10 protein-coding genes are annotated in these 13,757 nt (G+C 66.2%); 8 read left to right on the top strand and 2 right to left on the bottom strand.

The features are described 5' to 3' along the window. Positions 1-26: 26 nt before the first annotated feature. Positions 27-1,466 carry a M81 family metallopeptidase gene (locus HV793_RS01700; protein WP_054452290.1) on the bottom strand — a complete coding sequence of 480 codons (1,440 nt, stop codon included), beginning with the start codon at positions 1,464-1,466 and terminating at the stop codon, positions 27-29. Between the two features lie 447 nt (positions 1,467-1,913). Between HV793_RS01700 and HV793_RS01695 the strand changes: the two genes are divergently transcribed. Next, positions 1,914-3,356: a M81 family metallopeptidase gene (locus tag HV793_RS01695; protein ID WP_175212542.1), complete on the top strand. Its 1,443-nt coding sequence runs from the start codon at positions 1,914-1,916 to the stop codon at positions 3,354-3,356. Between the two features lie 39 nt (positions 3,357-3,395). Here the strand turns inward: HV793_RS01695 and HV793_RS01690 are convergent, their stop codons facing one another. Beyond that, entirely contained in the window at positions 3,396-4,073 is a 678-nt protein-coding gene (locus HV793_RS01690) for a TetR/AcrR family transcriptional regulator (protein WP_119451901.1), read from the bottom strand. Between the two features lie 142 nt (positions 4,074-4,215). Between HV793_RS01690 and HV793_RS01685 the strand changes: the two genes are divergently transcribed. From HV793_RS01685 to HV793_RS01655, 7 genes are all read left to right on the top strand, one after another. Beyond that, positions 4,216-6,018, top strand: a complete 1,803-nt coding sequence (locus HV793_RS01685; protein ID WP_175212541.1) for an ABC transporter ATP-binding protein — start codon at positions 4,216-4,218, stop codon at positions 6,016-6,018. After that, entirely contained in the window at positions 6,012-7,766 is a 1,755-nt protein-coding gene (locus HV793_RS01680; RefSeq protein WP_175212540.1) for an ABC transporter ATP-binding protein, read from the top strand. The genes HV793_RS01685 and HV793_RS01680 overlap by 7 nt, the downstream gene beginning before the upstream one ends. Then, a complete protein-coding gene (locus tag HV793_RS01675) occupies positions 7,766-8,707 on the top strand; it encodes an ABC transporter permease (RefSeq protein ID WP_175212539.1) in 942 nt (313 codons plus the stop codon). Before HV793_RS01680 ends, HV793_RS01675 begins: the two co-directional genes overlap by 1 nt. Further along, positions 8,707-9,654: an iron chelate uptake ABC transporter family permease subunit gene (locus HV793_RS01670; RefSeq protein WP_119451905.1), complete on the top strand. Its 948-nt coding sequence runs from the start codon at positions 8,707-8,709 to the stop codon at positions 9,652-9,654. The genes HV793_RS01675 and HV793_RS01670 overlap by 1 nt, the downstream gene beginning before the upstream one ends. After that, on the top strand, positions 9,651-10,427 hold the full coding sequence (locus HV793_RS01665; RefSeq protein WP_175180678.1) for an iron ABC transporter ATP-binding protein: 777 nt from the start codon (positions 9,651-9,653) through the stop codon (positions 10,425-10,427). The genes HV793_RS01670 and HV793_RS01665 overlap by 4 nt, the downstream gene beginning before the upstream one ends. Next, a complete protein-coding gene (locus HV793_RS01660; RefSeq protein ID WP_175212538.1) occupies positions 10,424-11,428 on the top strand; it encodes a siderophore ABC transporter substrate-binding protein in 1,005 nt (334 codons plus the stop codon). Before HV793_RS01665 ends, HV793_RS01660 begins: the two co-directional genes overlap by 4 nt. Before the next feature lie 100 nt (positions 11,429-11,528). Then, the gene (locus tag HV793_RS01655) at positions 11,529-13,736 is read left to right on the top strand and encodes a TonB-dependent receptor (RefSeq protein ID WP_175212537.1); all 2,208 of its coding nucleotides are present in this window, start codon (positions 11,529-11,531) and stop codon (positions 13,734-13,736) included. The last annotated feature ends 21 nt before the right edge of the window (positions 13,737-13,757 follow it).

Below are 13,757 nucleotides of genomic sequence, written 5' to 3'. Positions count from 1 at the left end.
GCCGGCGTCCGCGCGCCGGCAGGTTCTTAGAGCGGCCACTTGGGCAGCCGGATATTGCGGTACGTGAGCGTTTTCCAGTCGGGCGTGGCGACGCCCTTGCCGCCGACATAGATGATGTGGCGCGCGACTTTCGAGAACGAGGCATGGAAGTGCTGCGCGGACTTGACCACCACGATCTTCCTGGAAGAAAGATCGCAGCCCAGCTGCGTGAACAGGTCCATGTTGATGGCCTGGTTGCGCAGTGAGGTCAGCACGATCTCGATGCCCTGGGTCTCGACCAGCGCGCAGTCCCCCATCGCTGCCGGCGCGCCGGACAGGCCCGTCATGATCATGTCGGCCTGGATGGCCTTGACCGTGCAGCGCAGGTCCAGAGGGTCGCCGGACAAGGGACCGACCTTGCCGCCAATGCGAAGGTCCAGCACCGCGCCGGGACCGGCGTCGAACGCAATGCGCGCCGAAACCGGATCCCACATGGGACCCAGCGCCGCGTTCGTCACGCCGCGTTCCAGCATGCGGCTCAGGACAAACGTGGCGTCGCCGGGCGCGCCGCTGCCGGGATTGTCGGGCCGGTCGGCCAGCACCACCGGACCGTCGCCGAAGGCCAGCGCTTCGTCCAGCGCCTGGTCCACGCTGCGGTAGGGCACCATGAGCTGCTCGCGCATGCCGATGAGTTCATCGGCCAGGCGGCGCGCCAGCGCTTGCGCGGCGCTAGCGTCGCCATCGGCGTAGACCAGCACCTTGGTGCCCATTTCCGGCACGTCGCCGGTGGCGAAGCCTTGCGCCGCCGAGATCGACAGGATGCCGTCGCGGCCTTCCAGCGCCTTGATGCGGCTGACGAAGCCCTGCGCCGGTTCGCGGGTGGTGTGCATGGGCACGATCATGTCGCAGTCGATCAACGCCGCGACGGGTCGCGTGCGCCCGGCCTGCGCGTCCAGGCACAAGGCCAGCAGGTCTTCCGCGCGTTCACGGATGTCGGTGTGGGGATATTCCTTGAACAGGACCAGCACCGTGGCCTGTTCCACCATCAACGGACTCAGGTGCGCATGGGGATCCAGTTCGGCGCCCACCACCACATCGGGGCCGACGATCTCGCGCACGTGGCGCAGGATGTCGCCCTCGCAGTCGTCGTAGCCGTCGGCCACCATGGCGCCGTGCAGGCCCAGCAACACCATGTCCACCGGCATCGCCGCGCGCAGGTCGGCCAGGATCTGGTCGCGCAGCGTCTCGTAGGCGGCGCGGGTGGTCGTGCCGCCCGGCTGCGCGGACGTGACCAGGCCTTCGGCCAGCGTCCAGCCGGCCTCGCGGCCGCGCTGCCGTGCCACGTACAGCGGCGCGCCTGCAAAGGTCACCGAGTCCGGATGCGTGCCCGCCGGATAGTAGTCGCGGTCCTGGAAGGAGGCGAGGCTGGTGGGCATGGGCGCGAAGGTGTTGGTTTCCGTGCCCAGGCCGGCGCTGAAGATCTTCATGGCCGGGCCTCCGGACAGGCTGCTGCATGCGCCGCGGCGCGCGCGGCGGTCCAGGTCGACGACATAATTTTCCCCTTGTATGGATCGGATGTCCGTCATTGCCGCCACATGAGAGAGGCACTGCGTTCCGTATCGCGGATGATCGGCGGCACACCAGCGAGGCACAAATAGCTAACGTGTTCCCATGGATAACCCAAGGTTATGGTGTGCGCTTTTTCGGGGAAAATCGCGGCGAAAAGCGCGCAGATCGGCTGCTTTTAAGGGAAAACGATAGGCCGGCCGAAAGCCTTTCCGCGCGCATATGAAAGGTTATGGACAGTTCATGATTTGGAATTTGTGGGCGGGTCTGGCGGCGCTCAGAATCTGGAGCTGTTCCTGGCCGGCGGGCAAGCCGCAAGGCCGTCGCCTTTCAACCGCTAGCGGCGCGCCGCGCCCTGGAGTCGCCCCATGCGCATATTCACCGGCGCCCTCGCCACCGAAACCAATACGTTCTCGCCTTTGCCTACCGGCCTCGCAGCGTTCAAGTCGCGCGAGTATCTTCCCGGCGGCACGCATCCCGACCATATGACGTTCTACGCCGGACCGCTATGGGTTGCGCGCCAAGGCGCAAGCGCAGGAGGCTGGACGCTGGTCGAAGGGCTGGTGGCTTCGGCCCAGCCGGGCGGCACCACCACGCGCGCGGCCTACGAAACCTTGCGAGACGAGTTGCTGGCCGACCTGCGCGCGGCGCTGCCGGTGGACATGGTCTTGCTGGGCCTGCATGGCGCCATGGTGGCCGACGGCTACGACGACTGCGAGGGCGACATCCTGCGCCGCGTGCGCGAGATCGTCGGCCCCGACGTGGTGGTGGGCGCGGAGCTGGATCCGCACGCGCATCTCACGCCGCTGATGGTGGAGCAGGCCACGGTGCTGGTCTTGTTCAAGGAATATCCTCACACCGATGTACTGGAGCGCGCCGAGGACCTGCTGGCCTTGTGCCTGGACGCGCAGGCCGGGCGCACGCGACCCGTCGCGGCGTTGATCGACTGCGACATGATCGTGCCCATGCACACCACGCGCGAACCGGCGCAGGGCTTCGTCAGCCGTATCAAGGCGCTGGAAGGCCGCGACGGCATCCTGTCGATCTCGGCGGCGCAAGGCTTCGCCACGGGAGACGTGCCGGAAATGGGCACCAAGGTGCTGGTCTACGCCGATGGCGACGCTAGCGCCGCGCAAGCGCTGGCGCGCCGCCTGGCCGATGAACTCATCGGCATGCGCGAGCAGCTCATGGTGTCCTACCGCAGCGTGGACCAGGCGCTGGATGAAGCGCTGGCCCATGGCGACGGGCCGATCGTATTGGCCGACCGTTCGGACAATTCCGGCAGCGGCGCAGCCGGAGACTCCACTTATCTGCTGGCCAGGATGCGCGAGCGCGGCATACGCAATGCCGCCATCGGTCCCTTGTGGGATCCGGTTGCGGCGCGCATTGCGTTCGACGCCGGCCCCGGCGCGGAGCTGGACCTGCGTATCGGCGGCAAGGTCGGTCCGTTGTCCGGCAGCCCCGTGGACGCGCGCTGCCGGGTCGTGGCGACGCATGCGGACATGTACATGACGGGTAACTCCAACACCCGCATCGCCTTGGGCGACTGCGCGCTGGTCGACGTGGACGGCATCCTGGTCGTCCTGGTCTCGCTGCGTACACAGGCCTATCACACGGACCTCTTTACCCAGCTGGGCTGCGACCTGACGGCGCAGCGCCTGATCGTGGTGAAGTCCGCGCACCACTTCCACGCCAGGTACGCGCCCTTGGCCAAGGCGGTGTTGTACGTGGCCGCGCCCGGTTCCGCCAGCCCGGACTGGAGCAGCTTGCCGTACCGCAAGGCCAGGCTGCCGAAATGGCCGATTGCGTAGCGGGATTGCCATTCCGGCAATGGGCCGCGCGGCCGGCCCTCAGCCTTTGGACGGCTTTCTTTCCTGTCCGGGGACGCGCTTCTTGGGCGCGGCGGCGTCGGACCGCGGGGGGCCGTTATCCAGCATGGCGAGCAGGCCGATGATCAGCGCCTGCATGCCTTGGTCCAGTTCCACTTCCATCTCGGATTCTTCCGCCGCGCGTTCCGCCTCCACGACCGGCTCCAGCCCGGCGACCGAATACACCGTGTCGGCCACCGCCATGCCGTGGAAGGCCACCGTCGCCAGCAGGATGCGGGACTGTTCCCTGGAAATTCCGTAGGCCTTGGCGATGTGCCGCTGTTGTTCGTCGATCTTGGCGAGCATGGAAGGCGTTGCAGCCAGCCTGCGGATCACGTAGGGCGTGACGCCTGGGTGCGCCTTGACGAACTCGCGCACGGACGCGGCAAAAGTGGTCAGGTATTCCTTCAGTTCGCCGCGGTCGTTGCTACAGGCTTGCGGTATCTGCCAGCGCTTGAAGATCTCCTCGGCGACCAGGCGCTTGAGTTCCTCCAGGCTGGGCACGTGCTTGTACAGCGCCATATGGCTGACGCCCAGTGCCGCCGCGAGCCCGACGAAGGTGATGTTCGGCAGGCCCATCGCTATGCCGGCGTCGGCAATCCGCTCCCGGGTGATGGTGGGAGGGCGTCCCCGCGCTGGTCGGCGCTCTGGCGGTGTCATGGCTGTTCCTGGTTCCTTGGCGTCATTCAGCCTTCACTTTAACCCGGCCCGATTTATTTAGTTTATTGCAATGAAACTAATTCGAGAATTTAGTTTATAGTGATGCAAATAATTATCACCAACATCTGGGTAAGTCGATTTCATGAGCAGTTCAGGAGCAGCCGCGGCCAAGCCTGGGAAACCCGGTCCGCTAGGCTTGGTGCTGGCCCCCGTACGCGGGCAATTGATGGCCGCCGCAGCGCTGGCCGCGGTGGGCACCATGCTTACCCTGGTGCCGCTGGCGGGGATCGCGCACATTGCCCGTATCGTCCTCGCTGGCGCCGAGCCTTCCGCAACCGCTCAAGCCTGGCCAGGAATCTGGTGGACTGTCGTCGCCAGCCTGGCGTGCATGTTCGCCGGCATGGCGCTGATCTCGGCCGGCGAATTGACGGCTCATCTGGCCGATAACCGCCTTACGCATCGACTGCGCCTGGCCGCCGCGCAGCGGCTGTCGCAGGTGCCGCTGGGCTGGTTCACCAGCAGGGCGTCGGGCGAGGTCAAGCAGGCGATGCAGGACGACATCGGCACGCTGCACAGCCTGGCCGCGCATTTCTACACGGCGGTGGGACGCGCCGCGGGCGCTATTGCGATTTCGGTCATCTACCTGTTCGCGCAGGACTGGCGCATGGCGTTGGCGGCGTTGCTGCCGTTCCCCGGCTTCTTCCTGTTCCTGCGCCGGGCCATGAAGGCCGGCGGGGCGAACATGCAGGAATTCGTCGAGCGGCTTGGGCGCCTCAATGGCGCAACGGTCGAGTTCGTCGGCGGCATCTCCGTGGTCAAGGCATTCGGCGATGCAGGCAAGGCGCATCGCGGCTATCGCGAGGCCGTCGACGCCTTCGCCGAGGCGTTTGCCAGTTTTACCCGTCCGCTGGTGGCGGCGATGGCGCATGCCCATGCAATGATCGCGCCGGTCACGGTGCTGGGCGTGGTGCTGGGTTTTGGCGCCTTGTTCGTCGGGCTGGACTGGATGGCGCCGGTGGATGTGCTGCCGTTCGCGCTGGTGGCGCCGGGAATATGCGCGCCGGTGCTGTTGCTGCATACGCTGCTGCACGATCTGGGCAGCGCCGCGGGCGCCGCGCAGCGCGTGCAGGCGCTGCTGGAGACGCCGGTGCTGGAACCGCTGGCGCCCGGCCAGGAACAAATCCCCGAGGGCCATGAAGTCCGGTTCGAGAGCGTGGGCTATTCCTATGGCGGGGAGCGCCGGACCCTGTCGGGCATCAGCTTCACGCTGGAACCCGGCACGGTCACCGCCATCGTCGGGCCCTCGGGCGCGGGCAAGTCCACGCTGGCGCGGCTGCTGCTGCGATTCTTCGACCCCGACGAAGGGCGCATCACGCTGGGCGGCGCCGATCTCAGGCGGATCGCGAGCGCGCAGCTCTACCGGCGCGTGGGCTTCGTATTGCAGGAAGTGCGCCTGATCCATGCCAGCGTGCGCGACAACATCGCGCTGGGCCGGCCCTCCGCGACCCTGCAAGAGATCGAGGACGCCGCCCGCACCGCCAATATCCATGAGCGCATCCTGGCGCTGCCGCGCGGCTACGATTCGGTGATCGGCGAGGACGCGCAGCTTTCCGGCGGCGAACTCCAGCGCGCCAGCATTGCGCGCGCCGTGCTGCTGGATCCTCCCGTGCTGGTGCTGGACGAGGCCACGGCGGCGGCCGACGCCGGCAACGAGGCGGCGGTCCAGGGCGCGTTGTCGCGCTTCGCCCGGGGGCGCACGGTGATGGTGATCGCGCACCGGCTGGATACGGTGATGCACGCCGACCGCATTCTGGTCGTCGAGGACGGCGCCGTCGTCGAACAAGGCCGGCATGAGCAGTTGCTGGCGCAAGGCGGCAGTTATGCCCGGCTGTGGGCGCAGGGCGGCTACGAAAGCTCCGATGACAAAGAGGTGGCCGCATGCTGAAGACCTTCATGCTGTTGCTGGGCCAGGACGCGCCTGTCCTGCGCCGCTACGGCTGGATGGCCGTGGCCTACGGAGTGCTTTGCGGGCTGACCATTACCGCGCTGGCGCCGCTGCTCACGCATCTGCTTGAAGCGGACGTGAAGGCTGCCGCCCCGTGGCTGGCCGCGCTGCTGGCCGGGGTAGCGGTCTGCTGGGGCCTGCGGCGCCATGTGGAGCGGGCCGGCGTGCGCGTGGGCGTCGCCATCCTGCAAGACGCCCGCCATCGCCTCGGCGACCATGTGGCCAGCCTGCCCGTGGGTTGGTTCACGCCGCAGAATACGGCCCGTCTCGGGCACGTCGTCACGCAAGGCATGATGTCTGTGGCCCAGCTCCCCGCGCATGTCTTCACGCCCGTCATCGCCGGCGTGGTGACGCCAGCGGTGCTCGTCGTCGCACTGTTTGCGCAGCACTGGCTGTTGGGCCTGATCGCATTGGCGGCGCTGCCGTTGCTGGCAGGCTTGCTGGCGCTCACGGCAAGACTGGCGCGGCGCGCGGATGAGGCTTTCCAGCAGCGCTTTGCCGATGCCAGCCAGCGCATGGTCGAATTCGCGCAGGCCCAGTCGGTGCTGCGCGCGTTCAACGGAGCTGGCGGAGGCACGCGACTGCTCGAACAGGCAGTGGAACAACAGCGCGCGTCCGGGGCGCGGGTGATCTGGCTGTCGGCCGGGGCGGCCGTTCTCAACGTCTGGGCCGTGCAGGCCGTCTTTGCCGTCCTGCTGGCCGCCTCAGCCTGGTGGCTCGACGGCATCCTGGGCAACCCGCTGGCAACCGGACAGATCGTGGCCGCGATCGTCGCGCTGATGCTTGCGGTCCGCTATATCGATGCGTTGCTGGAGGTGGTCGGCTATGGGGAGGTGCTGCGCGGCGCGCGCGGGCAACTCGACGCCATCGAAGCGCTGTATGCCGTCCCGCCGCTGCCGGAGTCCGATGCGCCGCAGGAACCGCGCGATGCTTCGATCGAATTGCGCAATGTGCATTTCCGCTACGCGGATCACGCGCCCGAGGTGCTGCAAGGTGTGAATCTGCGTATCGAACCGGGCAGCATGGTTGCCCTGGTTGGCGCGTCCGGCTCCGGCAAGACCACGCTGGCGCGGCTGATTGCGCGTTTCTTCGACGTGAACCAGGGCGGCGTGCTGGTCGGTGGCGTGGACGTGCGGCAGATTTCCAGCTTGAGGCTGGCCGGCCAGATCAGCCAGGTCTTCCAGGACAACTATCTGTTCACGGGATCCATCGCCGAAAACATCCGCGCCGGCAGGCCGGGCTGCAGCGATGCCGAGTTGATGGATGTCGCCAAACAGGCCGGCGTGGACGGCATCGCCGCGCGCCTGCCGCAAGGGCTGGACACACCGGTAGGCGAGGGCGGCGCGCGGCTGTCCGGCGGCGAACGCCAACGCATCGCCGTCGCCCGCGCGCTGCTCAACCCTGCGCCCATCATGCTGGTGGACGAGGCGACCGCGGCGCTGGACGCGGAGAACCAGGCCATCATCACCGGGACGCTGGCGCGGCTGCGCGGGAAGCGCACGCTGGTGGTGATCGCGCACCAGCTTTCCACCGTGGCGATGGCCGACCAGATCGTGGTGCTCGAGGACGGACGTATCGCCGAGCAAGGCACGCCCGCAGCGCTGCGTGAGAGCCAGGGGCGGTACGCGCAGTTCCTGGATCAGCGCAAGGCTGCCCGCGGCTGGCGCATTGCAGGGGCGCACGCCTGATGCGTGCCAGCCTGGTCGGCCTGTTCATCGTGCTTTGCGGCGCGTCGCTGCTGGTGGGCGCGCGCCAGATCGCCTGGCCGCAGCTGTACTCGCTGTCGGGCGATGCCTGGCTCACCTTGACCGCAAGCCGGCTGCCGCGCCTGGCGGCGCTGGTGCTGACGGGCGTCGGGCTGGCCGTCTGCGGCGTGATCCTGCAGCACATCGTGCGCAACAAGTTCGTCGAACCCGCCACGTCGGGCGGACTGGATGCCGCCAAGCTGGGCATCCTGGTGTCGATGCTGTCGATGCCTGCCGCCGGGCCGGCGGCGCGGATGCTGTTTGCGCTGGGCTTCTGCTTCGCGGCCAGCCTGCTCTTCGTCGCAGTCGTCCGCCGCATCAAGTTCAAGAATTCGGTGCTCGTGCCCGTGATCGGCCTGATGTATGGCGGCGTGCTGAGCGCCCTGGCGGAGTTCTACGCGTATCGCAACAACATCATGCAGAGCATGCAGGGCTGGATGTTGGGCGACTTTTCCAAGATCGTGCAGGGCAACTACGAGATCATCTACCTGATCCTGCCGATCGTCGTGTTGACCTATCTGTACGCGCACCGCTTCACCGTCCTGGGCATGGGCGAAGGCATGGCGGCGAGCCTGGGCCTGAACTATCGGGCCACCGTGGCGCTGGGGCTGATCCTGGTGGCCGTCACCGTGTCCGCCACGGTCATTACCGTTGGGGCTATTCCCTTTGTGGGGCTGGTCATCCCCAATCTGGTCGCGCTGCGCTACGGCGACAACCTGGGTCGCACCTTGCCCGTCGTCGCGCTGGGAGGCGCGACGCTGCTGCTGGCCTGCGACATCCTGGGCCGCCTTCTGATCTATCCGTTCGAAGTGCCTATCGGACTGACCGCGGGCGGCGTGGGCGGCATCCTGTTCCTTATGCTGATCTTCTGGAGGCACCGGTGATGCGCGCGGTTCCCCGGCAGGCGGCATGGGTGACGGTCATCGCATTGGCCCTGGCTTTCCTGCTGTTCCGTTCCAACCTGGACTTCGACTACATCATTCCCAAGCGGCTTGCCCGGCTTGCGGCCATGCTCATCGGCGGGATCTGCATCGCGTGGTCTTCCATCGTGTTCCAGACCATCACCGGCAACCGGATCCTGACGCCGGCCATCATGGGCTACGAAGCCGTCTACCTGTTGCTGCAATCCCTGATGGTCCTGGCCATGGGGGCGCAGAGCCTGGTCCTGCTGGGCGCAAACGGCAACTTCTTCCTGTCCGTGCTGCTGATGCTGGGCTATTCGTGGATCATCCACCGCTGGCTGTTCCGCGATGGCAGGCAGAACGTGTACTTCCTGCTGCTGGTGGGGCTGGTGCTGACGATGGTGATCGGCACCTTCACGCAGTTCGTGCAATTGAAGACCAGTCCTGGCGAATTCTCCATTCTGCTCGGCTTCACCCAGGCTTCCTTCAACAAGGCGGAGCCGGGCCAGTTGCTGGTTTCCGCGATCGTCGTCGCGGGCGTGTGCCTGGCTGGAGTCAAGACGTTGCCGGCGCTGGACGTGATCTCGCTGGGACGCGATCAGGCCATCTCCCTGGGCGTGGATTATCAGCGCGTCTTGCGGCTGCATCTGGCGCTGATTGCGGTGCTGGTCGCGGTGTCGACCAGTCTGCTGGGACCCACCGCCTTCATGGGCATCTTCGTCGCCAACACCGCCTATGCCCTGACGCGCACGCGCCGCCACCGCGCCACGCTGTCGGCCGGTTGCGCTATCGCGGTCGGCATTTTCATCCTGGCGCAGCTTGCGGTCGAACATCTCTTCAACTACCGGACCAGCGTCGGCATCCTGGTCAACCTGGTTTGCGGCGCCTGGTTCCTGGCGCTGATGGCGCGCTCGCGAGGCACCGCATGATCACGATCAAGAATCTCTCGAAGAGCTATGGCCCGAAGACGGTGCTGCGCGATGTCTGCTTGCAGTTCCCCGCCGGGCGGATGACCTCGCTCATCGGCCCCAACGGCGCGGGCAAGACCACCTTGCTGATGATGGCAGGGCGGCTGCTGGAGCCGAGCGAGGGCGAGATCCTGATCGAGGGCGCCAGGGCATCGGGTATCCGTATCGGCGATTACGCCAAGCGCGTGGCCACGTTGCGTCAATCGCCCGATTTCAATCTGCGCCTGACGGTGGAGGATCTCGTCGCCTTCGGGCGGTTCCCATATAGCCGCGGCGCGTTGACGCAGGAAGACCACCGCGTGATCGACGAGGCGATTGCGTTCCTCTCGCTGGAACCGCTACGCGCGGCCTATCTCGACGAACTCAGCGGCGGGCAGCGCCAGATGGCGTTCCTGGCCATGACGATCGCCCAGCAGACGGACTGCCTGCTGCTGGATGAACCGCTCAACAACCTCGACATCAAGCATGCGGTCCAGATCATGCGCGCGTTGCGCCGCCTGTGCGACGAGCACGGCCGCACCGTGATCCTGGTGGTGCACGACATCAACTTTGCGGCCAGCTATTCCGACCACATCGTTGCAATGAAGGCCGGGGCGGTGCATTGCGCCGGCAGCGTGCCCGAAGTCGTGACCGAGGACCGGTTGCGGGAACTTTATGGGCTGGACTTCGAGATCACGCAAGGCGCACGCGGACGCCTGTGCAACTACTTCAATCCATCAGGAGAACTGAAATGATCCTCAAGCACGGGCGCAGGGCATGGGCGCTTGCCCTGCTGGCCGCCACGACGGCCGTGATGCAGGGCTGCGGGCAGGAGGCGGCGGAATCGTCCAAGGCGGCGCGGCCGGCCGCCACCAGCCCCGCGGCGCAAGGGGCATACCAACCCGTCTCTGTGCAGCACAAGCTGGGAACCACGGTGATCGGCAAGCTGCCGCAGCGCGTGGTCGCGCTGGACATGAACGAGGTGGATTTCCTGGATCAGCTGGGCGTTCCGGTCGCCGGCATGCCGAAGGACTTCGTGCCTCACTTTCTGGAGAAGTACAAGAACGCCGCGGATGTGCAGGACACGGGCGCGATCGTCCAGCCCAATCTGGAACGGGTGCACGCGGCCAAGCCTGACCTGATCCTGATCACCTCGCTGCAGGCGAACCACTACAAGGAGCTGAGCGAGATCGCGCCGACGATCCACTTCGACGTGGACTACCGCGACAGCGAAGCCAATCACATCGAGATCATCAAGGATCACCTCATCACGCTGGGACGGATCTTCGAGAAGGAAAGCCTGGCACGCGACAAGGCCGCCGCGCTGGACGTCAAGGTTCAGGAGGCGAAGCGCCTCATCCAGGACCGCCCCGAAAGAGCGCTCATTGTGCTGCACAACAACGGCGCCTTCAGTTCCTTCGGCGTCCAGTCGCGCTACGGCTTCATCTTCAGGGCGCTGGGCGTGAAGCCTGCGAGTCCCGACGCGGAGGCCGGCCTGCATGGCCAGCCGATATCCAGCGAATTCATCCAGCAGGCCAACCCCGACATCATCTACGTGGTGGATCGCACTGCCGTGATGGAGCGCCGGCCAACGCTGAACGCCGAGAGCTTGAGCAATCCGCTCTTGCGCCAGACCGCCGCCTGGCAGAACGGCCGCGTGGTCTTCGCCGATGCGCAAGCCTGGTACGTCATGGCTGCCAGCGCACAGTCGCTGGCGCTCATGATCGACGACGTTCTCAAGGCCTATCAGAACTGATGCAGTCCGGGGATCGGGGGAAATTGCCGGTCCATATGTAAATGATTCCCAGTCGCCTTATTTCGCAGGCGGCCCCAAGCTCAACCGAACGGAGCACTTCATGAGCAAACGTCGCCATAGCGGCCGCGCCGCACGCCTGCCATCGCGGGTGCGGCACGCGCATTCTGGCTTTTCCCTCAACTATCTCGCCGCGGCGCTGCTCGGACTGAGCGTCGGCGCGGCATCGCCGGCGTGGGCCCAGCAGGCGGCCGAGGCAGGAGTGAAAACACTGCCGGCAGTGACTGTCACGGGCCAGGCCGAAGCGCCCGCCGCGCCCTATGCCGGCGGACAGGTGACCTACGGCGGCCGCGTGGGCTTTCTAGGCGACAAGGATTCGATGGAGACGCCATTTTCCGTCATCAGCTACACGGAAAAGTACATCGAGGACTTGCAGGCGCAGGACATCACCGACGTAATCGCCCGGACCGATCCTTCGGTGTTCAGCAACGGCGTGACCGGCGCCTGGAGCGAAAACTACTCGATCCGCGGCTTCAGCTCCAGCACTACCGATATTTCGTTTGGCGGACTGTTCGGCATGGCGCCGTACTACCGGACCACGCCGGAAATGTTCGAGCGCATCGAAGTCCTGAAAGGTCCGTCCGCCTTGCTCAACGGCATGCCGCCAGGCGGTTCCGTCGGCGGTACCGTCAACCTGGTGCCCAAGCGCGCGGGCGCGGATCCCCTGACGCGCCTGACGGCGACCTACATGTCGGACTCGCAGTTCGGCGGGCACATAGACCTGGGACGGCGCTTCGGCGAGAACCAGCAGTTCGGCCTGCGCTTCAATGGTGTGTATAGGGACGGCGACGGCCCAGTCGACAACCAGAAGAAAAAGGCGCAGCTGGCCGCGCTGGGCCTGGATTGGCGCGGCGAACGCGCGCGCGTTTCCATAGACATGTATGACAGCGATGAGCGTGTGGACGGCGTGACCCGAGGGATCAATCTGGCGCCTGGCATAGGCGTGCCCAAGCCGCCCAAGCCTGAAACCCTGTTGAATCCGGACTGGGCCTATGTGAAGAACCAGGACAAGGCAGCCATGATCCGCGGCGAATTCGATGTCAGCGATAACCTGATGGCCTACGCCGCCATCGGCACCAGCCGGTCCGAATACACCTACAACGGCGCCATGGTGGCGCAGGTGTTCAATGAGGCGGGGGACTATCGCACCTCGATGGGCCAATTGAACATGAACGTGAAAAAGACGTCCGGAGAAGCCGGTTTGCGCGGCAAATTGCAGACCGGCGGCATCAAGCACCAGTGGGTGTTGAATGCCACGTACTACTCGGACAACCAGCGGGACTACGGCCGCAGAACGGTGCCGGGGGCGGACTGGGTCACCAACATCTACCACCCTGTGTGGGGGCCGGCCCCCGATACCAGTTGGCCGCCGATCCTGCACAGCAAGACGCGTCTGGTGAGCTACGGCCTGGCGGATACCTTGTCCTTCGCAGAGGACCGGGTGCAGCTGACGCTGGGCGCGCGGCGGCAGGAAGTGCGCACCGACAGCTACAGCGTCACGACCGGGGCGCGGACCAGCCGCTATGACGCCAGCGCCACGACGCCCGCCGCCGCGCTGCTGATCAGGGCGACCGACAACGTTTCGGTGTACGCCAACTACATCGAAGGCTTGAGCAAGGGCCAGACCGCGCCGGTCACCGCCGCCAACGCGGGACAGGTGTTCCCGCCCTACAAGACCAAGCAGACGGAAGTCGGCGTCAAGGTCGATCTGGGGGATTTCACCCATACCGTGAGCCTGTTCGAGATAAAGCGGCCCAGCAGCTATACGGACCCCGTCACCAACGTCTTCTCGTTCGGCGGCGAACAGCGCAACCAGGGCGTGGAGTGGGGCTTTTTCGGCGAACCGATGCGTGGTGTGCGCCTGATGGGCGGTGTGGCGTACATCGACCCCAAGGTCACGAAGACCGCCATCGCCGCCAACGAGGGCAAGCAGGCGACCGGTGTTCCCAAGCTCCAGGGCAAGCTGGGCGTGGAATGGGATGTGCCGGCGGTGCAGGGACTGACGTTGACGGCCAATGCAACCGCCGTGTCCAAACAGTACATCAGCGCCGACAATTCGCTATCGGTGGCGGGACGCACCACCTACGACGTAGGCGCGCGCTACGCCACCAAGGTGGCTGAGCGCCCGATCGTGCTGCGAGCCGCCATCAACAATCTGACGAACAAGGCCTATTGGGGCATGCCGCAGTTGTCGAGCCTGGCGCTGGGCGCGCCGCGCACCTTCATGCTGTCTGCCTCGATGGAGTTCTAGGCGGGCGGCTGAATGGCGGGC

The sequence above is a fragment of the Achromobacter aegrifaciens genome (genome assembly GCF_902859965.1).
Classification (GTDB): Bacteria; Pseudomonadota; Gammaproteobacteria; order Burkholderiales; family Burkholderiaceae_B; genus Achromobacter; species Achromobacter aegrifaciens.
Note: the sequence above shows the minus strand (reverse complement) of the source record. Positions and strands in the feature narration are given on the sequence as shown.